The sequence below is a fragment of the Flavobacterium sp. PLA-DH12 genome, from assembly GCF_059511845.1.
On the sequence record NZ_JCAMPD010000010.1, the window covers coordinates 1 to 23,986 of the forward strand.

General features: G+C 32.2%; 24 protein-coding genes. 13 read left to right on the top strand and 11 right to left on the bottom strand.

Going from position 1 to position 23,986, the window contains the following annotated elements:
• Positions 1–152: 152 nt before the first annotated feature.
• On the bottom strand, positions 153–446 hold the full coding sequence (locus AC5ZCW_RS18025; protein ID WP_496121087.1) for a hypothetical protein: 294 nt from the start codon (positions 444–446) through the stop codon (positions 153–155).
• Positions 447–926: 480 nt separating this feature from the next.
• Positions 927–1,604, bottom strand: coding sequence for a DUF4294 domain-containing protein (locus tag AC5ZCW_RS18030; RefSeq protein WP_281632726.1), 678 nt, complete (start codon positions 1,602–1,604; stop codon positions 927–929).
• 81 nt (positions 1,605–1,685) lie between these two features.
• Here AC5ZCW_RS18030 and AC5ZCW_RS18035 point away from each other — a divergent pair, with 81 nt between their 5' ends.
• The 7 genes from AC5ZCW_RS18035 (at position 1,686) to AC5ZCW_RS18065 (ending at position 11,758) form a co-directional block, all read left to right on the top strand.
• Entirely contained in the window at positions 1,686–2,774 is a 1,089-nt protein-coding gene (locus tag AC5ZCW_RS18035; RefSeq protein WP_343544585.1) for a M42 family metallopeptidase, read from the top strand.
• Between the two features lie 64 nt (positions 2,775–2,838).
• A complete protein-coding gene (locus tag AC5ZCW_RS18040; protein ID WP_496121089.1) occupies positions 2,839–3,519 on the top strand; it encodes a response regulator transcription factor in 681 nt (226 codons plus the stop codon).
• Positions 3,516–4,877 carry a sensor histidine kinase gene (locus tag AC5ZCW_RS18045; RefSeq protein WP_496121091.1) on the top strand — a complete coding sequence of 454 codons (1,362 nt, stop codon included), beginning with the start codon at positions 3,516–3,518 and terminating at the stop codon, positions 4,875–4,877. Before AC5ZCW_RS18040 ends, AC5ZCW_RS18045 begins: the two co-directional genes overlap by 4 nt.
• Before the next feature lie 84 nt (positions 4,878–4,961).
• Positions 4,962–6,209 (top strand): TolC family protein, encoded by a 1,248-nt coding sequence (locus AC5ZCW_RS18050; protein WP_496121093.1) that lies wholly within the window; start codon positions 4,962–4,964, stop codon positions 6,207–6,209.
• A 13-nt stretch (positions 6,210–6,222) separates the two neighbouring features.
• Positions 6,223–7,308: an efflux RND transporter periplasmic adaptor subunit gene (locus AC5ZCW_RS18055; protein ID WP_343544589.1), complete on the top strand. Its 1,086-nt coding sequence runs from the start codon at positions 6,223–6,225 to the stop codon at positions 7,306–7,308.
• A gap of 5 nt (positions 7,309–7,313) precedes the next feature.
• Positions 7,314–8,579 (top strand): carbohydrate porin, encoded by a 1,266-nt coding sequence (locus AC5ZCW_RS18060; RefSeq protein ID WP_496121094.1) that lies wholly within the window; start codon positions 7,314–7,316, stop codon positions 8,577–8,579.
• Between the two features lie 80 nt (positions 8,580–8,659).
• Complete coding sequence (locus AC5ZCW_RS18065) at positions 8,660–11,758, top strand: efflux RND transporter permease subunit (protein WP_343544591.1); 3,099 nt, start codon at positions 8,660–8,662, stop codon at positions 11,756–11,758.
• 163 nt (positions 11,759–11,921) lie between these two features.
• On the opposite strand, the gene AC5ZCW_RS18070 is transcribed toward AC5ZCW_RS18065, so the two are convergent.
• Positions 11,922–12,302 carry an ankyrin repeat domain-containing protein gene (locus tag AC5ZCW_RS18070; RefSeq protein WP_343544592.1) on the bottom strand — a complete coding sequence of 127 codons (381 nt, stop codon included), beginning with the start codon at positions 12,300–12,302 and terminating at the stop codon, positions 11,922–11,924.
• Between the two features lie 385 nt (positions 12,303–12,687).
• Between AC5ZCW_RS18070 and AC5ZCW_RS18075 the strand changes: the two genes are divergently transcribed.
• Complete coding sequence (locus tag AC5ZCW_RS18075) at positions 12,688–13,230, top strand: SRPBCC family protein (protein ID WP_343544593.1); 543 nt, start codon at positions 12,688–12,690, stop codon at positions 13,228–13,230.
• Between the two features lie 64 nt (positions 13,231–13,294).
• Here AC5ZCW_RS18075 and AC5ZCW_RS18080 read toward each other — a convergent pair whose 3' ends face one another.
• The 8 genes from AC5ZCW_RS18080 to AC5ZCW_RS18115 all read right to left on the bottom strand — a co-directional run bounded on the left by AC5ZCW_RS18080 (position 13,295) and on the right by AC5ZCW_RS18115 (position 19,370).
• The gene (locus AC5ZCW_RS18080; protein WP_496121096.1) at positions 13,295–13,675 is read right to left on the bottom strand and encodes an ankyrin repeat domain-containing protein; all 381 of its coding nucleotides are present in this window, start codon (positions 13,673–13,675) and stop codon (positions 13,295–13,297) included.
• Positions 13,676–13,828: 153 nt separating this feature from the next.
• Positions 13,829–14,209 carry an ankyrin repeat domain-containing protein gene (locus AC5ZCW_RS18085; RefSeq protein ID WP_496121097.1) on the bottom strand — a complete coding sequence of 127 codons (381 nt, stop codon included), beginning with the start codon at positions 14,207–14,209 and terminating at the stop codon, positions 13,829–13,831.
• Positions 14,210–14,490: 281 nt separating this feature from the next.
• Positions 14,491–15,444, bottom strand: a complete 954-nt coding sequence (locus tag AC5ZCW_RS18090; RefSeq protein WP_496121098.1) for a phosphoribosylaminoimidazolesuccinocarboxamide synthase — start codon at positions 15,442–15,444, stop codon at positions 14,491–14,493.
• Between the two features lie 91 nt (positions 15,445–15,535).
• A complete protein-coding gene (locus AC5ZCW_RS18095) occupies positions 15,536–16,129 on the bottom strand; it encodes a hypothetical protein (protein WP_496121100.1) in 594 nt (197 codons plus the stop codon).
• Between the two features lie 111 nt (positions 16,130–16,240).
• Positions 16,241–17,071 carry a Cof-type HAD-IIB family hydrolase gene (locus tag AC5ZCW_RS18100; RefSeq protein WP_496121101.1) on the bottom strand — a complete coding sequence of 277 codons (831 nt, stop codon included), beginning with the start codon at positions 17,069–17,071 and terminating at the stop codon, positions 16,241–16,243.
• 138 nt (positions 17,072–17,209) lie between these two features.
• Positions 17,210–17,572, bottom strand: coding sequence for a DUF1801 domain-containing protein (locus AC5ZCW_RS18105; protein ID WP_496121102.1), 363 nt, complete (start codon positions 17,570–17,572; stop codon positions 17,210–17,212).
• Positions 17,573–17,586: 14 nt separating this feature from the next.
• Positions 17,587–18,273, bottom strand: coding sequence for a hypothetical protein (locus AC5ZCW_RS18110; RefSeq protein WP_496121104.1), 687 nt, complete (start codon positions 18,271–18,273; stop codon positions 17,587–17,589).
• A gap of 146 nt (positions 18,274–18,419) precedes the next feature.
• Complete coding sequence (locus AC5ZCW_RS18115) at positions 18,420–19,370, bottom strand: PhoH family protein (protein ID WP_281632742.1); 951 nt, start codon at positions 19,368–19,370, stop codon at positions 18,420–18,422.
• Positions 19,371–19,633: 263 nt separating this feature from the next.
• On the opposite strand from AC5ZCW_RS18115, the gene AC5ZCW_RS18120 reads away from it, so the two are divergent.
• The 5 genes from AC5ZCW_RS18120 to gldG all read left to right on the top strand — a co-directional run bounded on the left by AC5ZCW_RS18120 (position 19,634) and on the right by gldG (position 23,879).
• Positions 19,634–20,461 (top strand): SAM hydrolase/SAM-dependent halogenase family protein, encoded by an 828-nt coding sequence (locus AC5ZCW_RS18120; protein ID WP_496121105.1) that lies wholly within the window; start codon positions 19,634–19,636, stop codon positions 20,459–20,461.
• A gap of 11 nt (positions 20,462–20,472) precedes the next feature.
• The gene (locus AC5ZCW_RS18125; RefSeq protein WP_496121106.1) at positions 20,473–20,958 is read left to right on the top strand and encodes a hypothetical protein; all 486 of its coding nucleotides are present in this window, start codon (positions 20,473–20,475) and stop codon (positions 20,956–20,958) included.
• Between the two features lie 134 nt (positions 20,959–21,092).
• Positions 21,093–21,389, top strand: a complete 297-nt coding sequence (locus AC5ZCW_RS18130) for a putative quinol monooxygenase (protein WP_496121108.1) — start codon at positions 21,093–21,095, stop codon at positions 21,387–21,389.
• Positions 21,390–21,468: 79 nt separating this feature from the next.
• Entirely contained in the window at positions 21,469–22,194 is a 726-nt protein-coding gene (gldF, locus tag AC5ZCW_RS18135; protein ID WP_496121109.1) for a gliding motility-associated ABC transporter permease subunit GldF, read from the top strand.
• Entirely contained in the window at positions 22,194–23,879 is a 1,686-nt protein-coding gene (gldG, locus tag AC5ZCW_RS18140; protein ID WP_496121111.1) for a gliding motility-associated ABC transporter substrate-binding protein GldG, read from the top strand. The genes gldF and gldG overlap by 1 nt, the downstream gene beginning before the upstream one ends.
• Positions 23,880–23,986: the final 107 nt, after the last annotated feature.

Below are 23,986 nucleotides of genomic sequence, written 5' to 3' on the forward strand. Positions count from 1 at the left end.
CAATCGGGACGGCTGTCAATTCAATATGTCTACGAACGTAATTTCTTTGTCTTTCGCCTATCTCTCAAAGCGGGTGCAAAACTAAAACTTCTTTTTGTTTCCTGCAAGAAAAACTTAAAAAAATTTGAAGCTTTTTTTTTCGCCTCATTCTCTCAATTCTTCTTCCAATCTATCAATGAACTTTCCGTGTTTTGCGGGGTGCAAATGTAGAAAGCATTTCCGAATCCCGCAAGCTTTTCCGAATCTTTTTTTTTCTGAAAATTTCTTTTCTTCAGATCCTTCCTTCCTGCCGGTATTTCGATGAACGCCTTCGCTGTTGCGGGTGCAAAAGTAGAACCTTTTTCCGCTTTTCCAAGCTTTTTTACCCGGTTTTTTTGATCTTTTTTCGCCTTTTTTCTTAACGCACTGATAACGGATGGTTTACAGACCGACTTTTTTTTAAACATTGTAAGGTTTTTCTGAAGTCCTTTGTTTTTTCTCTATTTTAAGCCATCTTTCCTCTCCCATTTTTGCGGATTTTTATCTTCTATGCTTTTTTTTGCCATACTTTTAATCCCGAAAAAACGCCAGGTCTTAAAGTTTTCTCCTTTTTCCTTCTGAAAACTCATGCCCTAGCCCCGATAGAAGCGGAAATCCTTCTGCTTTTTTCTTTAAAAAGCAGAAGATTGGAGCGGATAGCGGGAAATAGCTCCATATTAAAAACAAATTCCAAATCTTAAAACTCAAATTCCAAACTCAGAAGGCTTCGGCTTCCCTCAACCAAGCATTATATATTAAATATACATAGCGCGCAAGATGCACTGCTGTGTGTCTCTACGGCGAATTGGATTTTAATTTATTCTATACATATATATGTATACATAAAAAAATAAACCCGAGAGGTTTTGAAAACCTATCGGGTTGTATACTATATATTATAAATAGAATTACTTTTTAAGCTCTTTTGCTTTTTGCTGCCACTTCTCTGATAAATCTTCATAATCTATAGGATGCGATGGTCGCTGATTCACCAATCGACCAGATTCGAACGCTCTAACCAAAATGGTTTCTATCAAATAGTCTTCATTTACATCATAAGGCTTGTACTCTTCTTTCAGACTAATGTCAAACAAATTGGCTGTTGTATTCGATACAAAGGCTTTGAATCCGCTTTTTAGTGTTTTTATCAACTCATAGGTCGTGATTCCTGTTTGACGATGAACTAGTTTTACTAAAATCTGCCCTTGTTTTCTTGATAGTTTTTTTAGTCTTTCCTCGAATTCATTGTTCAAATAATCTTCTACAATTTTAAAGTACTTCTTTTTTTCGCGACTTGTTTTTAAACGAGCCATTCCATTATTCAAAGCAGTTAATCGTTCTGAAGCTAGTTTTGCATAAGGATATACTTTATAGACTCTATTTTGAAGAATTTGAAATTGTTTCATTTCTTCTGGACTCATCTTCTGTCCTTTTGAAATGATGATTTCGGGAAGCTGAATTGTATCGCTTAAAATAGAATCTTTCTCAGTTAATATATATCCCATTTGTTCGTTCTCTTTTGGAGTAACTTGGGCTTTAGAAGAAAAACAAACTAGTAGTATAAATAAAAAGGTGGTTAGTCTCATTGAATCATAATTAAAGTGTAAAATTATATATTTATACACAACTCTGATACCAAATTTATATTTTAGCGGAAAAATATTTTTATGAGCACGAAATCGATCTTAAATGATACTTCTATAGCTTTTCTAGAAAGCTACCTAAATAACGCTTCTCCAACAGGTTACGAAAGTGAAGGGCAAAAACTTTGGATGAATTACTTAAAACCTTATGTAGATACTTTTATTACAGATACTTATGGTACAGCTGTTGGGGTAATTAACCCGGATGCTCCTTATAAAGTTGTAATTGAAGGACATGCTGATGAAATTTCATGGTATGTAAACTATATTACTGAGGATGGTTTAATATATGTAATACGAAATGGAGGTTCTGACCATCAGATTGCTCCTTCAAAAAGAGTTAACATTCATACAAAAAAAGGAATTGTAAAAGGCGTTTTTGGATGGCCAGCAATTCATACTCGTTTACGTGACAAGGAAGAGATTCCTAAATTAAGCAATATCTTTATTGATTTAGGATGTGAAAATAAAGAACAAGTCGAAGCATTAGGTGTTCATGTAGGATGTGTAATTACATATCCCGACGAATTTATGATTTTGAATGAAAATAAATTTGTGTGCCGCGCTATTGACAACAGAATGGGTGGTTTTATGATTGCCGAAGTTGCGCGTTTGTTACATGAGAACAAAAAAGAGCTTCCGTTTGGTCTATATATTGTAAATTCTGTTCAGGAAGAAATTGGCCTTCGTGGAGCTGAAATGATTGCTCACCGAATCAAGCCAAATGTGGCAATTGTGACTGATGTATGTCATGACACTACTACTCCAATGATCGATAAAAAAGTTGAAGGTGATCTAAAAATGGGAAAAGGTCCTGTTATTGGATATTCTCCCGCGATCCAAAATAAGCTGCGTGATTTGATTGTAGATACTGCAGAAGAAAACAAAATTCCGTTTCAGAGACATGCTACTTCGCGTGCAACAGGTACAGATACCGACGCCTTTGCATATAGCAATGGTGGTGTGCCATCTGCTTTAATCTCCCTTCCGTTAAGATACATGCACACTACTGTAGAAATGGTTCATAGAGATGATGTTGAAAATGTGATTCAGCTCATTTATGAAGCTTTGTTGAAAATTGAGAACAACGAGACTTTCTCTTATTTTAAATAATATACTTTTAATGTAAATCCGATTTGAATTTATTCAATCGGATTTACAAATAATATAATTACACATGAAAATATTACTGCTCGAAGACGATTTTACTCTATCTAAAGAAATCTCGGCATTCTTTACTTCAAAGGAATTTGAGTGTGTTCCTTATTATGATGGTTCTCTTCTTCTGAAAAAGTATTTCCCGTATGAATATGATCTGATTATCCTTGATATCAATGTTCCTGGTTTAAATGGAATTGATGTTTGTAAAGGTATTCGAGAAACCGATAAAAAAACACCAATTATAATGCTTACCGCTTTTAGCGAAATTGAAGATAAATTGTCTTCTTTTGATAATGGTGCTGATGATTATCTAGTAAAACCATTTCATTTTGATGAATTGTATGCGCGTGTACAATCACTTTTAAGAAGGAAAGAAGTTCCGCAACACACAGAAAGTAAAATAGCCATTAAAGATTTAGAAATCTTAGAGGAAGATATGAAAGTTTTTAGGGCCGGAGAGGAAATTAAACTTACTCCAAAAGAATTTAAACTGATTTTGATTTTAGCTCATGCCAAAGGGAAAGTGCTTTCGAAACAATTTATAGCAGAGAAACTTTGGGATTATCATATCGAAACCAATCAGAATACAATTGAGGTTTATATTAATTTTTTAAGAAAAAAGATTGATAAAGAACATGAAATAAAACTTCTCAGAACCAAAGTCGGCTACGGATATTATTTAAGCGATCAGGAATGACATTAAAAAATAGAATATCACTTTTAGTAAGTTTACTGTTTACCATTCTTTTTGGATTGGCTTCTACAGTGATATTCATTTTATACTCCAATTACAGAAAAGAAGAATTTCGGGATCGATTAGAAATCAAAGCGTTATCAAATATCAAATTATTAGTAAACGTAAAGCAGGTTGACAATCAGCTTTTAAAAATTATAGATCAAAATTCTATTAATAAATTGTATGATGAAAAAACCTTGGTTTTTGATTCTAATTATAAGTTGATTTACAGCAGCATTGACGACGCTAAAATCAATTGGTCTATTGATGATTTAAAATATCTTAAAAAGAACAAAACCTTTTTTAAGCAGCAAGGCAATTACGAAGTTTACGGTGTTTTCTATGATACCAATGATAAAGATTTTTATGCTTTAATTTCTGCTACAGATGATTATGGAAACCGAAAACTGCTTTTCTTACGATATACTTTGGTCATTTCATATATCTTTTTTACCACAATCTGTTGGCTATTAACTTCATTTATGGTGAGAAAGGCCATGAATCCTTTAAATACTTTTCATCAGAAGATAAAAAACATCAACGAAAACAATCTTGATACCAGAATTGAATCTAAAAGCAGTAAAGACGAAATTGATCTTATTGCTGGTGAATTTAATTTTATGATGGATCGGATTGAAATTTCGTATCAAAAACAGAAAGAATTTACAGCTCACGCCTCACATGAACTGAGGACACCGCTTTCGAGAATAACTTCACAAATTGAGAATGCCATTGCCGATCCAGAAACCAAACCCAACACCAAGTCTTTCTTAAATACTATATTAGCCGATGTTAATCATTTGACTGAGTTAATAAATTCCCTATTGATTCTTTCAAAAATCGATAATCGAAATGCAGACTATAGTGAAATTCAGCGCATAGATGAAATTTTGTTTTCTTCAATTGAGAAGATCAACAAAACATATCCTGATTTTATTATTCTATTTGAAATGGAAGAAAGTGAAGATCTTGATACTGCATTAGAAATTAATTGCAACAAAAACCTTTTGGAAATTGCCATCACAAATGTTTTAAAGAACGCCTATATTTATTCTGATAACAAGCAGGCTCAAGTAAAAATAAATACTAAAAATGGTTTGTTGCATTTATCAATTTCAAATTCTGGTTCGACTTTAAACGATATCGAACAGAAAAATCTTTTTCAGCCCTTTATGCGTGGCGAAAATTCTAAAGGAATTACAGGATTTGGATTGGGTCTGCGTATTGTAAACCGTATCTTAAATCTTCACAATTCTTATATAACTTACAGCATTCCAAGTAATAACATAAATTTATTTTGTATTATTTTTCGTAGATAATTTATTTTAAGCTATTTTTAAGGTAGATTTTAAGGTGTCTTAAAGTCGGCCAATAGCATATTTGTATAAAATAAATTTGATACAATGAAAAAACTATATGCATTCTTGCTACTTGCATTCTTCAATCAGGTAGTTATGGCTCAGAAAACAGTCACTCTTCAAGACTGCGAAAGCCAATTCTTAAAAAAGAATCTATTTTTACTGGCATCTCAATATAATATTGATGCCTCGAAAGCACTAACGATTCAAGCTCGTATTTGGGACAACCCAACACTTTCGGCAGAATTGAATGCGTACAATCCTGAACGAGATAAGTTTTTTGACATTGGAAAAGATGGGCAGAAAGTATTCGCGGTTGAGCAGCTAATCTATCTTGGTGGTAAAAAACGCAATGAAGTGAAACTAGCACAAGCTAATGAAAAGCTAGCCGAACTTCAATTTAATGATTTGCTTCGTACATTAAAATTACAATTACGCAAAAGCTTCTATACAGTGTATTACAACACTAAAAATCTTGAGAATACAGATAAGCAGTTGGCTCATATAGAAAACTTGATTAACTCTTACTCTATACAAGCTCAAAAAGGAAACATCCCCCTAAAAGATGTGGTTCGTCTGCAGTCATTGTATCTCAATTTTAAAAACGAACGTCTAGAAGTTATCAATAACAATATAGAAGAACAGGCTAATTTAAAATTACTTTTAAATGAAACTGAAAACGTGATTCCTGTTGTAAGTAAAGATGATTCGAATAAATACTTAAAAGTAATAGAATTTGATCTTAAAAGCTTTGAAGAACAAGCTATTGCAAATCGTCCTGACTATTTAGCCAAACAAAAAGAAATAGATGCCAACGAGCTAAATGTAAAATGGCAAAAATCGCTTTCTGTGCCAGATGTTACTTTAGGAGCAAATTATGATCAGCGAAGCGGTGCTTTTAACAATGAAGCAAATTTAACCGTTGGAATTCCTTTGCCTCTTTGGAATAAAAACAAAGGAAACATCAAATATGCCCAAACCATTTTAGAACAATCCAAAATAGATAAACAAAATTTTGAACTGCAATTGCAAACTGAAATTACTTCTGCATGGACAAAATGGGATGAATCAAGACAAAATTATGCGGTTATAAAACCAACCGTAAATTCAGATTTTGAGGCAGTATATAATGGGATGCTAACCAATTTCCAAAAACGAAATGTAAGCCTTTTAGAATTTACAGATTTCATGGAAAGCTACAATCAGGCAATAATTCAGCTAAATGAATTAAAGAAAAAAGTAGTAATCGCTGGCGAAGAATTAAATAGTACCATCAACAAAGATTTATTTTAAAAAATTACAGAAAATGAAACATATATTATTCATCGGAATTGCATTAGCTGGTTTATCTCTTACAAGCTGCAAAAAAGAAGTTGAAAATCCAGAAACAAATTCGTCTTTTGTTTTAAGTGATGCGATGTTAAAAACTACAACAACAGCCGAGGCGGTAACAGAACCACTAAAAAATGAACTTAGCTTTTACGGAAAAATTACAGCTGACAATAATAAAATGATTGACGTTTATCCGTTAGTTGGCGGAAATGTAATGAAAGTAAATGTTGAGCTTGGTGATTATGTTAAGAAAGGGCAAGTTTTGGCTACTATAAAAAGTACCGATGTTGCCGATTTTGAAAAACAATCTATCGATGCAAAAAGCGATTTGCTTGTAGCTAAGAATAATTTGAAAGTTGCTCAGGAATTATTTGACGGAAAACTAAATTCTGAAAGCGATGTGCTGCAAGCAAAATCTGAAGTAAATAAAGCACAGTCACAATTAAGCAAAATTCAGGAAACGTATAAAATTTATAATATCAAGGCTGGATCTATTTATGAAGTAACGGCTCCCATAAGTGGTTTTATTATTCAGAAAAGCATTAATCAAGACATGCTTTTACGAAATGACCGTTCTGAAAACATATTTGATATTGCAGAAATCAGTGAAGTTTGGGCAATGGCTAATATTAATGAAATTGATATTAACAAGGTAAAATTAGGAACTAGCGCTTCTGTAACCACATTGAGTTATCCTGATAAAACATTTCACGGAAAAGTGGATAAAATATACAATGTAATTGATCCTGAAACAAAAGCCATGCAAGCCAGAATTAAGCTGAATAATCCAGATTATATGCTTAAGCCAGATATGAATGCGAATATCAAATTGTCTTTTAATGAAAACCAATCTATGATAGCCATACCTAGTAAGGCTATTGTATTTGACAAAAGCAAAAATTTTGTCATGATTTTTAAAGATCGTAACAATATTGAAACCAGACAAGTTGATGTATACAGAGTTGTAGGAGATACAACATACATTTCTAACGGATTAAAAGAAAACGAAAAAGTCATTACCAATAATCAGTTATTTATTTATCGTGCATTAAATGAGTAAATGAAATGAGGAAATCTGTAAACATATTGACTTTTGCAATGTTATTCATCTCAGTGTTTTCATTTTCACAAGAAGCTGATTCGATACGAAAATATAGCCTGAGATTTCAAATGACATCTATATATCAATATCATCCAGATTTTCACGCTGATTATTCAGGAACAAATAGTATGGATCCAAAAGAAGAAGGCGCTTTATCGTTAACATCTACCCTATTTTTTGATCTTCCGCTTTGGAAAGGAGCTACCGCCACTTTTAATCCTGAAATGTCAGGCGGACAAGGTTTGTCACAAGCCAGAGGATTGGGAGGTTTTCCTAATGGAGAAACATTTAGAATTGGAGATGCAAAACCAGTGGTTTATGTAGCAAGAATGCTTTTAGAGCAAAAGTTTCAGTTTAAAAACAACAAATCATTGCAATTGGTCTTTGGAAAATTTGGATTATCAGACTATTTCGACAATAATAGCTATTCTCATGATCCCAGAACTCAATTTTTAAACTGGTCACTTATGACTTACGGCGCTTGGGATTATGCGGCAAATACGAGAGGATACACAGACGGATTGTATGCAAATTATCAATTTGACAGCTGGCAAATAAGAGCATGTTTAAGTGCCATACCAACTTATGCCAACGGACCAAATGTCGAGTTTAATTTTAAAGATTCTAATGCCATCAATGTAGAAATCGAGAAACAGATTGTTTTTAAAAACAATGATACCAGTAACATTAAATTATTAGGATTTCGAAATATGGCAGGAATGGGAAATTACGACGAAGCAAATTCTAGTTTCACTACTATTCCAGATATAAAAAGCACAAGACAAAGTGGCCGCACCAAATACGGAATTGGTTTAAACATGGATTATACCCATGGCGACAATTGGGGGCTTTTTGCGAGAATAAGTTATAACGATGGTGAAAATGAAACATGGGCATTTACAGAAATTGATAAATCGGCACAATTAGGCATTAATCTAAAAGGAAAAATGTGGAACCGAAAAGATGATTTCGGAGGTGTTGCAATAGTTGCCAACGGATTATCTGGACCACATAAAGAATATCAAAAACTGGGCGGTAATGGATTTATGATTGGAGACGGGACTTTAAATTACGGAACAGAACAAATCGTAGAGGTTTTTTATTCCTTTCTAGTTCCCAATACCAAAATCACACTTTCTCCAGATTATCAATTTGCAATGAATCCAGCATACAACAAAGATCGAGGACCAGTTCAGTTTTTAGCGATACGCTTTCATACAGAATTCTAATACCAATAAAAATATTTATGCTTAAAAATGAAGCATTATAAATTAAATAATAAAATTCATCATTAAAAATACTTTTTAAAATGAACAAATTCATAAGAAACATTATTGCTTTTTCCCTTAAGAATAAAGCGTTTACCTTTTTCTGGGTGGGAATATTAGCTGTTGCAGGATTTATTTCTTTCAAAAACATGCCTATCGATGCCTTTCCTGACGTTACCAATACGCAAATCATTATTATTACGCAATGGAACGGAAAAAGTGCAGAAGAAGTAGAGCGTTTTGTTACTTCTCCAATCGAAATTTCGATGAACTCTGTTCAGAAAAAAACAAGCGTTAGAAGTATTACTATGTTTGGATTATCGGTTATCAAAATTATTTTTGATGATGGAGTTGATGATACTTTTGCTCGTTTTCAGGTAAACAATTTACTTAAAAATGTTTCTCTTCCAGATGATGTCGAACCAGATGTTCAGCCTCCTTATGGTCCAACGGGAGAAATATTTAGATATATTGTAAAAAGTAACAGCAGAGACAGTAGAGAATTATTAACTTACCAAAACTGGGTTATTGACAAACAATTACGTTCTCTTCCTGGTGTTGCCGATCTAAACGTTTTTGGAGGTCAGACAAAAACTTATGAAGTTGGAGTTGATCCTATAAAATTGGCAAAATACAACATTACACCTTTACAAGTTTACAACGCAGTAAATGCCGGCAACTTAAATGTTGGTGGCGATGTTATTGAGAAAAACGGACAAGCTTTTGTTGTACGCGGTGTCGGTTTATTAAAGTCAAAAGAAGATATTGGAAACATTATTGTTGATGATGCTGGAGGGAATCCAATTTTAGTTAAAAATTTAGCTGATGTTTACGAAAGCTCAATGCCAAGAGTTGGACAAACTGGTATTGGAGATAATGATGATGCTGTCGAAGGAATTGTTGTCATGCGTAAAGGCGAAAACCCACAGGAAACTCTTGCCTTAATAAAAGCAAAAATAAAAGACCTTAATGATAATGTTTTACCGAAAGACATAAAAATAGAAACTTTTTACGATCGTGATAATCTGATGAATTTTACGACCGAAACCGTAATGCACAATTTATTTGAAGGTATTATTTTGGTTACTGTTGTCGTATTTCTTTTTATGGCCGACTGGAGAACTACTTTTACCGTTTCTATTGTTATTCCGCTCTCATTATTATTTGCATTCTTGTGTCTTAAAATGATGGGAATGAGCGCCAACTTATTAAGCTTAGGTGCGGTCGATTTCGGAATTATTATTGACGGAGCTGTCGTAATGGTTGAAGGTCTGTTTGTAGTTTTAGACCATCGAGCGCACCAGCTGGGAATGGAGAAATTTAATAAAATTGCAAAAGGAAGTTTGATCAAAAAAACGGGAACAGAAATGGGTAAAGCTATTTTCTTCTCGAAACTTATCATTATTACAGCGTTACTTCCAATTTTTTCCTTTCAAAAAGTAGAAGGAAAAATGTTCTCTCCCCTAGCCTTTACATTAGGTTTCGCATTATTGGGAGCACTTATTTTTACCTTGACTTTAGTTCCAGTTCTTTCACATATTTTATTGAATAAAAATGTAAAAGAGAAACATAATCCTTTTGTGAACTTTTGGGATAGAATTGTTGGTAAAGGTTTTAAATGGACATTTAGACATAAAGTACAAACATTAATTGCTTCATTAGGATTACTAGCCGCCGTTTTCTTTTCTGCAGGTTTCTTAGGAACAGAATTTTTACCACAATTAAACGAAGGAGCTTTATGGGTTACGGCAGAATTACCAATGAGTACTTCACTTCCAGAAAGTGTTAAAACGGCAGCCATAATTCGCAAAGATTTAGAGACCTTTCCTGAAGTCAAAAAAGTTTTGTCTCAAACTGGACGAAGCAACGATGGAACCGATCCGAATGGTTTTGGATTTATCCAGCTTCAAGTTGATCTATTACCAAAAGCCGAATGGAAACGAAAAATTTCTATGGATGAACTAATTAATGAAATGGATAATAAACTCAAAGTGCATCAGGGAATCACATACAATTACTCTCAGCCAGTAATTGACAACGTTGCCGAATCGGTAGCCGGATTTAAAGCTTCTAATGCTGTAAAAATTTATGGTGATGATTTGAACAAACTAGATGAACTTGCTAATGAAGTTTTAAATAAAATTAAAAATATCCCAGGTATTAAAGATGCTGGTATTTTACGAAATGTAGGTCAGCCAGAAATTAGCGTTATTCTAGATCGTGAAAAAATGGCAGCTTACGGAGTAACATTAAGCGATGCGCAAGCTGTTTTAGAATTGGCTTTTGGAGGAAAAACGGCAACTGAAAAGTATGAAGATGAAAAGAAATTTGATGTTCGTGTTCGTTTTTCTAAAGAATATCGAAAAGATGAAAAAGATTTGGAAGAAATTAAAGTTCCAACCATTAGCGGAATCAAAATTCCTTTAAAAGAAATTTGCGATATTAAAACTATCACTGGTCCTGCGTTTATTTACAGAGATAATACCAAACGTTTTATCGGAGTTAAATTCTCAGTTCGTGATCGAGATTTAGGAAGTACAATTGCAGAAGCACAGAAAAAAGTAAACGAGCTTAAACTTCCTACAGGTTACACAACTGGTTGGACAGGTGAATTTGAAAATCAGGTTCGTGCCAGTGCTCGTCTCGCTCAAGTTGTGCCTATAAGTTTAATTGGAATTTTTGTTCTTTTATTTATTCTATTTGGTAATTTCAAAGATTCTCTTCTTGTTTTAGCGAATGTTCCTTTTGCGATTATTGGAGGAATTATTGCGCTTCATATCACAGGAATGAATTTCGGAATTTCTGCTGGAGTTGGTTTTATTGCACTTCTTGGAATTTGTATTCAAAATGGAGTAATTCTAATATCTGAATTTCATCATAATCTGAAAGCAAAACATTCTCTTGAAGAATCTATTTTTAGAGGAGTAAAAGCCAGAACCAGAGCAGTAGTAATGACCGCTTTAATGGCCTCTATCGGGTTAATGCCTGCAGCAATTTCTACAGGAATTGGCTCAGAATCACAGAAACCGCTTGCCATTGTAATTATCGGTGGACTTATGACAGCAACTGTTTTGACGCTATTAGTATTTCCAATTTTATTCTGGATATTCAACAGAAAAAAACATGTGCCAATAGAATAACCAGTTAAAATATTTAGTTTTAAATCAATTTGTTGGGATTTAAAAAAGAAGAAGCATCATTTTCGTAATGATGCTTTTTTTGTTTAATTGAATTTTGCTTAAACAAAAAAAATGACCTTTTGCTCAGAAAGGTCATTTTTACTAACTCAAAACTTTTAAACTGTTATTTCAAATCTTTCAAAAGTGCAATTGCTTCAGAAGCATTTGATCCTTGTGCATATTTTAATGCAGTATAACCTTTTTCATTTTTTACATTTGGATTTGCTCCATTAGCCAATAAAATTTTTATGATTTCGTGTTTATTGTAAAGTGCGGCCGTCATTAAAGGAGTAAAATCTTCAGATAATTGGTTTACATCCGCGCCGTATTCAATAAATTTCTTAACAGTTTCAAGATCTCCTTTACTAATAGCAACATTTAAAGGAGTTCCTACATAATTTTTAAGCTCAACTGGATTTTTACTAGTTGAAATTTCATTTGAAGCCATTGCTACATTTCCAAATGTTACTAAGGCTAATCCTAAATAAATAACTGATTTTTTCATAATGATTGATGTTTGTTCAATGATTGATGATGATTTTAATTTGATGAAGTAAAGGTAATATATTTTATGTATTATGCATTACAAAGTACCATGTTTTAACCAATTCTTAACACTTACTTAATAAAACGCTAAATAAAGAACCTGAACGTTATCAAATTATTGATTTTACTATAATAGACTACTGAAAAGAAAAAATGTTACAATAAATCTTATTTTTTTTCTTCTTTTTAAAATCAATCTTCTTCTAACGCATAAAATATTTTTTTAAATTTACTCTATCATTAAAAATCAAAACAATAACATTTTAATGCTAAAGCCTTATAATGCTGAACTTCACAAATAAAATCAACCAAAAAAAAAGATAATAACCTTAAAACCAGAAGCCATGATTTTTATAAAAAGAATTTTAGTTATTTTAATTTTACTTATTTCAATTGTTTTAATCGCTGCTTATTTTATGCCGAAGGAATATTCGGTTGAAAGAGAAATAACAATCAATAAACCCGCTGATAGCATTTTTAAATATGTTCGATCACTTAAAAATCAAAACGAGTTTAGCGTTTGGGCTAATTTAGATCCAAAAATGAAAGTCCATTATAGAGGAATTGACGGCATGGTAGGTTCTGTTTCTTCTTGGGAAAGCAATGTCAAAGAAGTTGGTGTTGGCGAACAGGAAATTACCAAAATAATAGAAAACAGACGTTTAGATTTTGCTCTTCGTTTTAAAAAACCAATGGATGATACCGCTGTTGGTTTTATGTCAACAGAACCTGTTTCTGGAAATCAGACAAAAGTTAAATGGGGAATCAGTGGTGTAATTCCATACCCGACTAATATTATGCTTCCAATGTTAAGAATGGATCAGATGATTGGAAATGATTTGCAAAAAGGTCTTGAAAATTTAAAAGATAAAATGGAAGAAAATTGAATCTTCACTTTAAAATAAAAAGCATCATTCTTTAATGATGCTTTTCTTTTTTCATAAAAAATTTTCATCTCAACTTTTCCAGAATAGCAATGGATTCAGATGCTTTTGCATAATTAGCATAATCTAATGCTTTATACCCTTGTTCATTAACAGTTGACGATTCAGCACCGTTTGCCAACAAAATTTTAATGATTTCAACGTAATTATAGCGAGCTGCCAACATTAAGGGTGTCATCTTTCTTGACATTTTATTGACATCTGCCCCATATTCAATACATTTTTTCACTTTTTCAATATCGCCCTTACATATAGCTCTATGTAGTGGTGATATGGAATAATCTGGATGTTCAATTTGATTTTTAATTACCACCCTTTGATTAGAAGCAGTGGCAAAACTTGTAAATACGACAAATGCCGTTCCTAGAATAATTACTGTCTTTTTCATAATTGATTGTTTATTAAATGATTGATGATGATGTATTTATACTATAGACGACTAACAAATGAATTTGGTTGCAGATTTTTGAAAAAAAAAGAATAAAAAAAAGCATCACCCTTTAAAAAGATGATGCTTTTCATTTTTTTCCCTCTTAAAATTTTATCTAAGCCCTTTTAAAATAGCTGCAGATTCTATTGCTTTTGCATATCTGGCATAATCCAATGCTCGAAGTCCATGTGCATTTTCAATTGACGGTTTAGCTCCATTTGCCAGCAAAATTTTAATGATTTCAATATGATTATAACGAGCCGCAAGCATTAAAGGCGTCATATTTCGCACAATTTTATTTACATCCGCGCCATATTCAATACTTTTCTTTACGGTTTCAACATCTCCATTACACGCAGCTATGTGCAAAGGCGATGAGAAATAATCTGAAATTTCAATTTGATTTTTAACTGCCAGCTTATGATTGGAAGCTGCTGCAAAATTTGCAAATACGGCAAGAGCCGTCCCTAGAATGATTACTGTCTTTTTCATGATTGATTACTTGTTTAATGATTAATGATTGTGATGATTACTTGTTAGACGCTCATTATGCATAAAACGTTGCATTAAAAATGAAAAAAAAGATAATTTTTCTTAAAAAAAGATAAAGAAGTGCAATCAGATAGGCTCAATTGCACTTTTCGCATAATTAAATTGGGATAATTTCAGATTAGATTTCATATCGAAAACCTATTTAAAAGAAAAAAAGCCTTGCTGAATTTATTACAGCAAGACTTTTTATATATTTATTTTTTTAGCTTAAATCAAAATTATTATTTTGAAGAAAGATAATCTAATACATTTTTCTCAATACGCTGATCAATATTAGCAATATCAGCTTTTACAAACTTTTCTCCTAAAATATTCTCATACAATTCGATATATCTTTCAGAAACTGACTCGATATATTCGTCTGCCATATTTGGAATCTGTTGTCCTTCTTGCCCTTGAAAACCATTTTCGATCAACCAACGACGAACAAACTCTTTAGATAATTGTTTTTGCTCCTCTCCTTTTTCTTGTCTTTCTTCATATCCTTCAGCGTAGAAATAACGAGAAGAATCTGGAGTATGAATTTCATCAATTAAAACAATAACACCATCTTTTGTTTTTCCAAACTCATATTTTGTATCCACTAAAATCAATCCGCGTTTAGCAGCGATTTCAGTTCCTCTCTGAAATAAAGCGCGAGTATATTTTTCTAAAACTAAATAATCTTCCTCAAAAACAATTCCTTTTGCTAAAATATCTTCGCGAGAAATGTCTTCATCATGAGAACCATTATCTGCTTTTGTAGTTGGTGTAATAATTGGTTCTGGAAATTTATCATTTTCTTTTAAACCTTCAGCCATAGTAACACCGCAGATTTGTTTTCTACCTGCTGCATATTCACGAGCTGCATGTCCAGACAAATAACCGCGAATAACCATCTCTACTTTAAAAGGATCACATAAATGTCCAACAGCAACGTTTGGATCTGGAGTAGCAATCAGCCAGTTTGGAACGATATCTTGTGTCAATTCCATAAATTTTGTTGCAATCTGATTTAGGATTTGTCCTTTGTACGGGATTCCTTTTGGCAAAACTACATCAAAAGCAGAAAGTCTATCGGTAGCCACCATTACTAAAAGTTCGTCGTTAATATTATAAACTTCTCTAACTTTTCCACGGTAAACTGATTTCTGATTCGGGAAATTAAAATTTGTAGTTGTGATTGTATTACTCATTATCCTTTTGGTTGTGTTGTTTTTAATGAATGCAAATTTAAAACTATTTGACAGAGCAAACAAAGAAAATATTACTTCAATTTTAAGTGATTTATTTAAAGCTTAAAATTCCTTTTCCAAAAGATTTTATTGACTCGTCTAAACTTGAAATTGTCGTTTGAGGCAACTTTTTAAAATCTCCAGATTGTACAATTAAAATTTGTCCTTCGTTGTGAGCTGGTGCATTGGGCACAAAAATTACTGCATTTCCCGTTTCATCTTCTTCAATCAGATGGGCTGGTTGCCAGAAATTTCCATTTTTAAACAAAATTGGCAAGTCTGTAACTGGTTTTGGTTTACTATTTCTCTTTAATAATTTTTCTTCGGCTTCTTTTTTATTTTTTTCATAACCTGGCAAAAAGATCATTAATTTCTCATCTACCCAATTGGTAAATCTTTTTAGAATAGATAAACGCATCAAAAAGCCACTTAAATAAATTAGAACTACCAAAATCATTCCTCCCACAATATCGGTCGCGTATTTTCCCAATATCAAATCCAAACGCAGAAAGTGTGCAAATTTTTCTCCATAATTCTGAAAAAACTTCCAGACTTTTCCCAACAAAATAAAAAAAACTAAAAGCGGTAATAAAACTAATGCCCCCGAAATCAAGTTTCGTTCAGCTTGAAGTAGAAATTTTTTCATGGTTGCATAATTAAGGTTAAAAAAATAAGAGCTAACTCTCTGTGAATTAGCTCTTATAAAAATAACGATTATTTGTTATTCGGCAACAAACCGAATATAAAACATTCTTAATTAAGTTGTTGCAAACTCTTTATCCAAAATTTTGGTTGCTATATATCTTGCAACTCCATCCTCAGCATTGGTCTTAATTACTTCTAAATCTGGTAAAGCATCTTTTAAAATTGAAGGCGCATTTCCCATAATTAATCCTTTTCCCGTTGCTGACAACATTTGCAAATCATTAAAACCATCTCCAAACGAAATAGCTTCATCCAAAGTAAAACCTTCTTTTTCCAACACTTTTTCAATTGCAACTGCCTTGTCTACAGATTTATCCATAAATTCTAAACAAGTTGGTAAGCTGAAAGCGTGATGCAAGTGTTCTGAAGAATTGGCTAAAACAGCATCTCTTACTTTTACCAATTTCTCATGATCGTCGCAAGAAAAGAAAATTTTGATCGCTTTAAAATCTTCAATTGTTTTATAGTCGACCAATTCAGGACGATATTTTAATTCGGCTTGAAAAGAGTTTAATCTTTCATTCCATTTATTAGTCTGCCAAACGTTTTCTTTGAATAATACAACTGTAACATCTGGGTCAATTTCTATATTTAAAGCTGCTTTGACAATATCGCTGTCTAAATTAAAAGCAAAAAGTTCTTCTTTGTTTGGCGAATGTATTCTTCCTCCGTTAGAACTTACAAGATAAACTGGTACTTCAAGTGTGTCTATAATTGCCATTGCGTCTAGGTGATGACGTCCTGTAGCTACAATAATCAAGTAGCCTTGATTGTGAAGTTCTTGAAAAATTGATTTCGTATATTCTGAAATTCTGTGTTGTGGGTTGAGTAAAGTTCCGTCAAGGTCACTTACTACAGCTTTTATATTTTTAAGTTTTGTCATATTAATTATCAAATTCGATGATATGCAAATTTACGGTTTTAAGCTCGGTTAGGCAAAGATTACAGTCTTTGAAAGCTAAAATTGAGGCAAGTTTATTATTTATTTAACTATTCCGTTAAATATTGCTTTATAAACAATTTAAATCTTAACAATTCCAGTTTTATATAAATTTATGGCTTTGTGGAGTATTGTTTCAATCTGCTCCAAAGGCAAATCTTTATTAACATCAAATATCAAAATTTTCATTCTCGAACGATTTTCCTGGATGAGAAAAGATTCATCAAAATGTTTTCCTTCAACGATTCCGATATATGGTTGTTTGAGTTTTTTGTGAATCCATAAATAGCAGAACATTTTCCCTTTATAAGAGAAAAAAGGCATTCCGTATTTTAAAGTATTTGTAATATCTAGATCTTGCTTTAGGATGATTTCTTTTAATGCCAAAAATATTCCTTTTATAGGTTCTTCTTGATTTAGGTAGAAATCATCTAGTTGTTTCATCTTCAAATATAAGTTTAATAATTAAACCCATCTTTCCAATCCAAAATTTCTTTTGGGTGATTCTTATCATTTGGATAATTATTTTTGACAAATATGAATTGGTCTTTCGTTAACAATACAATTTTTCCATCATTTCCTGAACTAATTGGATAGAATTGATCATTACTACCTTGCAACTTAAGCTGATCGTTTAGCATTTCAATAAAATTTAAATAAGCTATCGTCCAATCATAATTTCCAAAATCATTATCGAAAGCGATATATTCTTTTCCATTTAATTTTATCTTATGCAGTAAATGTTTTTCCGTTTGAGATTCAAATTCTTCAGATATTACAAGTTTTAAATTTAACTTATCAAATAAAACTTTAACGGTTTCTAAATATTGAATTAATCCCTCTCCTTCAAACAATGTTTCAGAATCAATAATATAAAATCTATTATCTGTAAAACTTAAATCTTCTCTCATTTGACCTTCAAAGAAATTCAATTCATCATAAGATTTTTCAAATTCATCTCTTGTAATTTTAAAATCAATTTTATCGGTTAAATTGAAAAAATTCAATCTGTTTAACTCTTGAACAATTTCCTTTCCGGTTAATTTATTTATTTTTCTTTCTGTTTTATTTTCCTCTCTTTTTTGAGCATAACACTTAACCGCAAAAAAAAGTAAACCAACAATCAAAATAATTTTACTTTCCATTCTTTTTTAATCGAATAATTCTTTCTTCAATGATAATAAAAAAATATTCGTTTTGCACTTTTCAAAAGAAAACTTACAAAACGAATATTAATAAATGTTAAAACACAATTCACGATTTACATTTAACATTTCACTAAAATTTATAATTAGTCGTGATTTTCTATTTGCTTATATGCATCGATTACCTTTTTAACCAATCTGTGGCGAACGATATCTTTATCATCCAAATAAATAATTCCGATGCCATCAATGTCTTTTAAAACCAAAAGCGCTTCTTTAAGACCAGAAATGGTTCTTCGCGGTAAATCGACCTGTCCAGGATCACCTGTAATCATGAATTTGGCATTTTTCCCCATACGGGTCAAAAACATTTTCATTTGTGAGTGAGTGGTATTCTGAGCTTCATCAAGAATTACAAAAGCATTGTCAAGAGTTCTTCCACGCATGAAAGCCAAAGGTGCAATCTGGATAATTCCCTTCAGAATATAATCTTCCAGTTTTTCATTCGGAATCATATCACGTAATGCATCATAAAGTGGCTGCATATAAGGATCGAGTTTCTCTTTCATATCTCCAGGCAAGAAACCTAGGTTTTCACCAGCTTCAACTGCAGGACGCGTCAGAATGATTCTTTTTACTTCTTTATCCTTTAGCATTTTTACTGCCATTGCGACTCCTGTGTACGTTTTTCCTGTTCCGGCCGGACCTACTGCAAAAACCATATCGTTCTTTTTTACAGTATCAACCAGCAATTGCTGATTTGGAGTCATTGCCTTTACAATCTTACCGCCAACACCATGAACTAAGATTTTGTCATGATCGTAAGCTCTCTTTTCATCCTGACCATCACTCATTATTACACGTTCTATTACATTATCGTCAATATTATTGTAACGTGTAAAGTGAAGCATTAATCTTTGAAATCTTTTTTCGAATTCGTCTAAAACTTCTTTTTCGCCAAATGCTTTTAAAGTTGTCCCTCGTGCTACGATTTTAAGCTTTGGGTAATACTTTTTAATGATTTCTAGATGGCTATCCTGTGCGCCCCAAAACTCTTTTGGAGCAATGTCTACTAGCTCGATTATTCTTTCGTTCAAATGAAGTAGTTTTAAATTAAAAATTCCTTTTAATATTTAGTGGTTGTCGGGTCTTTTTTATAGTCACACTATTCGATTGCAGTTTTCAGTTTTTCTATTTCTTAACATAAATCCGTGTTTCTGAATATTGTAACTTGCAAATACTTTAAAAAACACAATTTGTCTTTTCTTTCTTTCAATTTGTGTTTACTATTATTAGCTTTGCATTTCTCAAATTTAATGAAAATTAGATTTAAATACTATCAATAGTTATAAACAAAAATATGTCAATAATTACCCTTACTACAGACTACGGCTTAAAAGATCACTTTGTGGGGTCGCTGAAGGGTAAAATACTTTCTGAAAATCCAGAGGTTCAAATCGTTGACATTTCTCATGACATTGATCCCTTTAATACTGCCGAAGCAAGTTATATAATTGGCGCAGCTTATATGAGTTTCCCAAAAGGAACCGTACACTTAATTGGTGTTGATATTGAACGCAATAAAGAGAACCAGCATATAGCCATGCAATGGAACGATCACTACTTTATTTGTGCAGATAACGGAATCTTGAGCATGCTGACACAGAAAATCGTACCGCAAAAGATTGTAGCAATCAATATTCACGATCGTTTCCCGATTGAAGCTACAGATTTAGACATCTTCATTCAGGTTGCTTCTCACTTATCAAAAGGCGGTTTATTGAATGTAATTGGAAAAGAAATCCCTTCCATTAAAGAAGCTACCGAATTGCAAGCTCTTGTAGCAGATGACGGAAATTCTATAAAAGGGAACATCATTTACATTGACCATTTTGGAAACGTGGTTACGAATATCTCTAAAAAGCAATTCTTAGAAATTTCGCGCGGACGTCCGTATGAAATCGTGATGAAGCCAAAAAACATCAAAACGATTCTGCCAAATTATTCGGCTATTGCAACTTCAGACAAATATCCGATTAAAACTTATGAAGGAGAAAAATTGGCTATTTTTAATGAAGCTGGTTTTCTTGAAATCGCTATTTTCAGAAGCAATCCTTCTAAAGTGGGTTCTGCAAATAGTCTTCTTGGATTGAATTATCGTGATGTGATTACGATTAAATTTTCTTAGTTAAACTACAAATGACTTCGAAAACTAAAAAATACATAATAGAAAATTTAAAATGGCCAATTACAAGCTTAGATTACCTTGGTAAATACTTTATTATGTTTTTTCCTTTTATAATGATTTATGCAGGATTGGGTAAATCTACTGATAATAATGTTGAATTAAATCTAATTGGAGTTGGGATTATTTCATTTATATATATAATCTACAGAATAGAAAGCGAAAGAAAATTCAGAGAACTACTTTTTAAAAAGGACTTATCAACTCTTGAAATAGGAAAACTATTAGAGAAAAATGGCTGGATATTAACAAATTGGAGTGATGGAGTTATTCAACTTAGAACTAATAGTTCTTACAGCTATGAAAGTCAAACCGTGACTATAATAAGAATTACAAAAGAAAAAATACTCGTTAACACTCAGCCAAATGGCAGACCTCCTTTTACTTTTTTTAAAGACAAACTCAATTATAATCAAGTTAAAAGTGTCTTAAATAATTAAAATTTAAATTTTTACTGGAATTTAGAATTTCAAAATTGGAATTTCATTTTATTACAATCAATTTTGGTACTTTTGCGCACCTGTAAACAGATTTACTATCTAAAATCTAAAATCAGAAATCTAAAATTACAAACATGTTTGTTCGAATAGTAAAAATGAGTTTTCACGAAGAAAAAATCCCGGATTTTCTGGAGAATTTTGAATCAGTGAAAGAGAAAATACGAAATACCGAAGGAAATCGTTTTTTAGAATTGTATCAGGACAAAAATGACAAATGCATCTTTTTCACTTACAGTTACTGGGAAACCGAAGAAGATTTGGAAAATTATAGAAATTCTGAACTCTTTAATAGCGTTTGGGATTTTACAAAAAAACTATTCAATGCAAAACCAGAAGCTTGGAGCGTTGATAAATTGGTGAGCTTAAATTAGTTTCAGGTTTAAAGTTTCACGTTAAACGTGCGACTTGAAACATGAAACTTGAAACTATACAAAAACAAAAAACAAACAAATGAAATCAATCATTTTACGAGAAATAAAATCCTTTTTTGGTTCTCCTATTGGCTATTTGGTCATTGCGATTTTCTTAATAAGTAACGGACTATTTTTATGGGTATTTGAAGGAGACTATAATATTCTAAATACTGGTTATGCCGATTTAACTCCGTTTTTCACGTTGGCACCTTGGATTTTGATTTTCCTAATTCCAGCCGTAACCATGAGAAGTTTCTCTGATGAAAAAAAACAAGGAACTTTGGAGTTATTATTGACAAAACCTTTATCAATCTGGGAAATTGTAAATGGTAAATTCTTTGGCTCATTTTTACTGATTATTTTAGCCATTATTCCAACTTTAATTTATGTTAAAGTAATTTCCGATTTAGGTTCGCCAGAGGGTAATATTGACATGGGAAGCACAATTGGTTCTTATTTCGGACTATTGTTTTTAATTGCTTCTTATTCAGCAATCGGAATCTTCACTTCTACCCTTTCAGAAAATCAGATCGTGGCTTTTATTGTTGCCGTTTTTCTTTGCTTTTTCTTTTATTTTGGTTTTGAAGGTCTAGCTTCTTTAATTCCAGGTTCAAACAATTTTATTTCAGTTTTAGGAATGCAGAGTCATTTTAAAAGTATGAGTCGTGGTGTCATCGATACTAGAGATATTATTTATTTCATAAGCATTGCTATTGCTTTCTTGTCTTTTACAGTTTACCAATTAAAATCTTTTAAAGCCTAATGAAACTATCTACCAAACATAACTTAAAGACGTTAGGCATCACTATATTTATTTTAGTTGTATTAAATGTCCTTGGAACCTTATTTTTTCATCGCTTTGATTTAACCAAAGACAAACGTTATACCTTATCGCCAACTTCGTTAGGAATTGTAAAGCAAATCAAGAATCCGCTTTCTGTAAAAATATATATGGCAGGTGATCTTCCAGCCGATTTTAGACGTTTACAGCAGGAAACCAAACAATTATTAGAGGAATTTCAGGCCTATAACAGCAATATTGTTTTTGAATTTGTTGATCCGTTAGAGAATGAAGACGAAAGTGACGAATTGACAAAATCGCTTTTCCAAAAAGGATTAACTCCAATAAACATTAGTGTTGACGATAAAGGAAAACAATCTCAGGCAATGGTTTTTCCTTGGGCAGTTGCAGTTTACAACAATAAAGAAGTTAATATTCCATTATTAAAAAACATAATGGGAGCTTCTACAACTCAGAAAGTAATAGGATCAATTCAGCATTTAGAATATTCTATTGCAGATGCTATTAATAAAATCACAAAAGACAAACAGAAAAAAGTTGCGATCATAAAAGGAAACGGTGAATTGAACGAAATTCACGTTGCTAAAATGCTGATGCAGATTCGAGAGAGTTATTATATTGGTCCATTTACTTTAGATTCTGTTGCAAAAGATCCAAACGGTACTTTAAATGCATTAAAAAAATACGATTTAGCCATTATTTCTAAACCAACAGAAAAGTTCTCTGACGAAGAAAAGGAGGTTCTAGATCAATTTATTATGAACGGTGGAAAAACACTTTGGTTAATTGACCAAGTCGCTGCCGATATGGACAGTCTATATAATGATATGGGCGCAACTCTGGCATATCCAAGAGATTTAAATTTGAACGATATGTTCTTTAAATACGGATTCAGAATTAATCCTGATTTAATTAAAGATGAACAAGGAAGCCCGATTAAACTAGCAACTGGCGAACAAGGGAGCGCAACGCAATATCAGGATTTTATCTGGAAATTTGCGCCACAGGTTTACCCTACAAGCCAGCATCCTATCGTTAAAAATTTGGGCGGAATTAAATTCGATTTCGCAAATCCGATTGACACTTTGAAAAACGGAATTAAAAAAACCGTTTTATTGCAATCTTCTCAATACTCTAAAACAATTGGTTCTCCTGTAGAAGTTAATCTGAATATGGTTACCGAAAAAACAACTCCGCAGGATTATTTGAATAAGGGAAATAAACCGCTTGCTGTTTTATTAGAAGGTTCTTTTCATTCTGCTTTTGAGAACAGAATTCTACCTTTCAAGGATAATTCTTTTACAGCAAAAGGAAAAGCAAACAAAATGATTGTTGTTGCCGACGGAGATATTGCAAGAAATCAATTGGATAAAAATATGATGCCAGTCGAGCTAGGTTACGATCAAAGAACAGGAAATCTATATGATAATAAAGACTTCGTTATGAATTGTATCAATTATCTTTTAGACGATACTGGACTTATTAACATTAGAAGTAAAGATGTAGAATTGCCTTTATTAGATAAAGAAAAAGTATACGAGAGCTATACCTTTACTCAATTCATAACTATCGGAGTTCCAATTCTAATTTTATTGGTTTTCGGACTTGTATTTACTTTTGTAAGAAAAAGAAAATACAGCAAATAGATGTTAATAAAAAAATGTCATACTTTAGATAGTTTAAGATATATTTGTAATCCGTATATTTAGCCCTTTATTGGCTAGAGCATCCATCAAAAAATAAAATAAAACAG

Bases quoted from the DNA above. Each gene is read 5' to 3' on its own strand.
- AC5ZCW_RS18040 (WP_496121089.1), top strand. From the start codon at position 2,839: ATGAAAATATTACTGCTCGAAGACGATTTTACTCTATCTAAAGAAATC.
- AC5ZCW_RS18130 (WP_496121108.1), top strand. From the start codon at position 21,093: ATGTTTGTTCGAATAGTAAAAATGAGTTTTCACGAAGAAAAAATCCCG.
- AC5ZCW_RS18045 (WP_496121091.1), top strand. From the start codon at position 3,516: ATGACATTAAAAAATAGAATATCACTTTTAGTAAGTTTACTGTTTACC.
- gldF (WP_496121109.1), top strand. From the start codon at position 21,469: ATGAAATCAATCATTTTACGAGAAATAAAATCCTTTTTTGGTTCTCCT.
- AC5ZCW_RS18035 (WP_343544585.1), top strand. From the start codon at position 1,686: ATGAGCACGAAATCGATCTTAAATGATACTTCTATAGCTTTTCTAGAA.
- AC5ZCW_RS18055 (WP_343544589.1), top strand. From the start codon at position 6,223: ATGAAACATATATTATTCATCGGAATTGCATTAGCTGGTTTATCTCTT.
- AC5ZCW_RS18030 (WP_281632726.1), bottom strand. From the start codon at position 1,604: ATGAGACTAACCACCTTTTTATTTATACTACTAGTTTGTTTTTCTTCT.
- AC5ZCW_RS18060 (WP_496121094.1), top strand. From the start codon at position 7,314: ATGAGGAAATCTGTAAACATATTGACTTTTGCAATGTTATTCATCTCA.
- AC5ZCW_RS18065 (WP_343544591.1), top strand. From the start codon at position 8,660: ATGAACAAATTCATAAGAAACATTATTGCTTTTTCCCTTAAGAATAAA.
- AC5ZCW_RS18120 (WP_496121105.1), top strand. From the start codon at position 19,634: ATGTCAATAATTACCCTTACTACAGACTACGGCTTAAAAGATCACTTT.
- AC5ZCW_RS18070 (WP_343544592.1), bottom strand. From the start codon at position 12,302: ATGAAAAAATCAGTTATTTATTTAGGATTAGCCTTAGTAACATTTGGA.
- AC5ZCW_RS18125 (WP_496121106.1), top strand. From the start codon at position 20,473: ATGACTTCGAAAACTAAAAAATACATAATAGAAAATTTAAAATGGCCA.
- AC5ZCW_RS18080 (WP_496121096.1), bottom strand. From the start codon at position 13,675: ATGAAAAAGACAGTAATTATTCTAGGAACGGCATTTGTCGTATTTACA.
- AC5ZCW_RS18105 (WP_496121102.1), bottom strand. From the start codon at position 17,572: ATGAAACAACTAGATGATTTCTACCTAAATCAAGAAGAACCTATAAAA.
- AC5ZCW_RS18095 (WP_496121100.1), bottom strand. From the start codon at position 16,129: ATGAAAAAATTTCTACTTCAAGCTGAACGAAACTTGATTTCGGGGGCA.
- gldG (WP_496121111.1), top strand. From the start codon at position 22,194: ATGAAACTATCTACCAAACATAACTTAAAGACGTTAGGCATCACTATA.
- AC5ZCW_RS18100 (WP_496121101.1), bottom strand. From the start codon at position 17,071: ATGACAAAACTTAAAAATATAAAAGCTGTAGTAAGTGACCTTGACGGA.
- AC5ZCW_RS18075 (WP_343544593.1), top strand. From the start codon at position 12,688: ATGATTTTTATAAAAAGAATTTTAGTTATTTTAATTTTACTTATTTCA.
- AC5ZCW_RS18085 (WP_496121097.1), bottom strand. From the start codon at position 14,209: ATGAAAAAGACAGTAATCATTCTAGGGACGGCTCTTGCCGTATTTGCA.
- AC5ZCW_RS18050 (WP_496121093.1), top strand. From the start codon at position 4,962: ATGAAAAAACTATATGCATTCTTGCTACTTGCATTCTTCAATCAGGTA.
- AC5ZCW_RS18110 (WP_496121104.1), bottom strand. From the start codon at position 18,273: ATGGAAAGTAAAATTATTTTGATTGTTGGTTTACTTTTTTTTGCGGTT.
- AC5ZCW_RS18025 (WP_496121087.1), bottom strand. From the start codon at position 446: ATGTTTAAAAAAAAGTCGGTCTGTAAACCATCCGTTATCAGTGCGTTA.
- AC5ZCW_RS18090 (WP_496121098.1), bottom strand. From the start codon at position 15,444: ATGAGTAATACAATCACAACTACAAATTTTAATTTCCCGAATCAGAAA.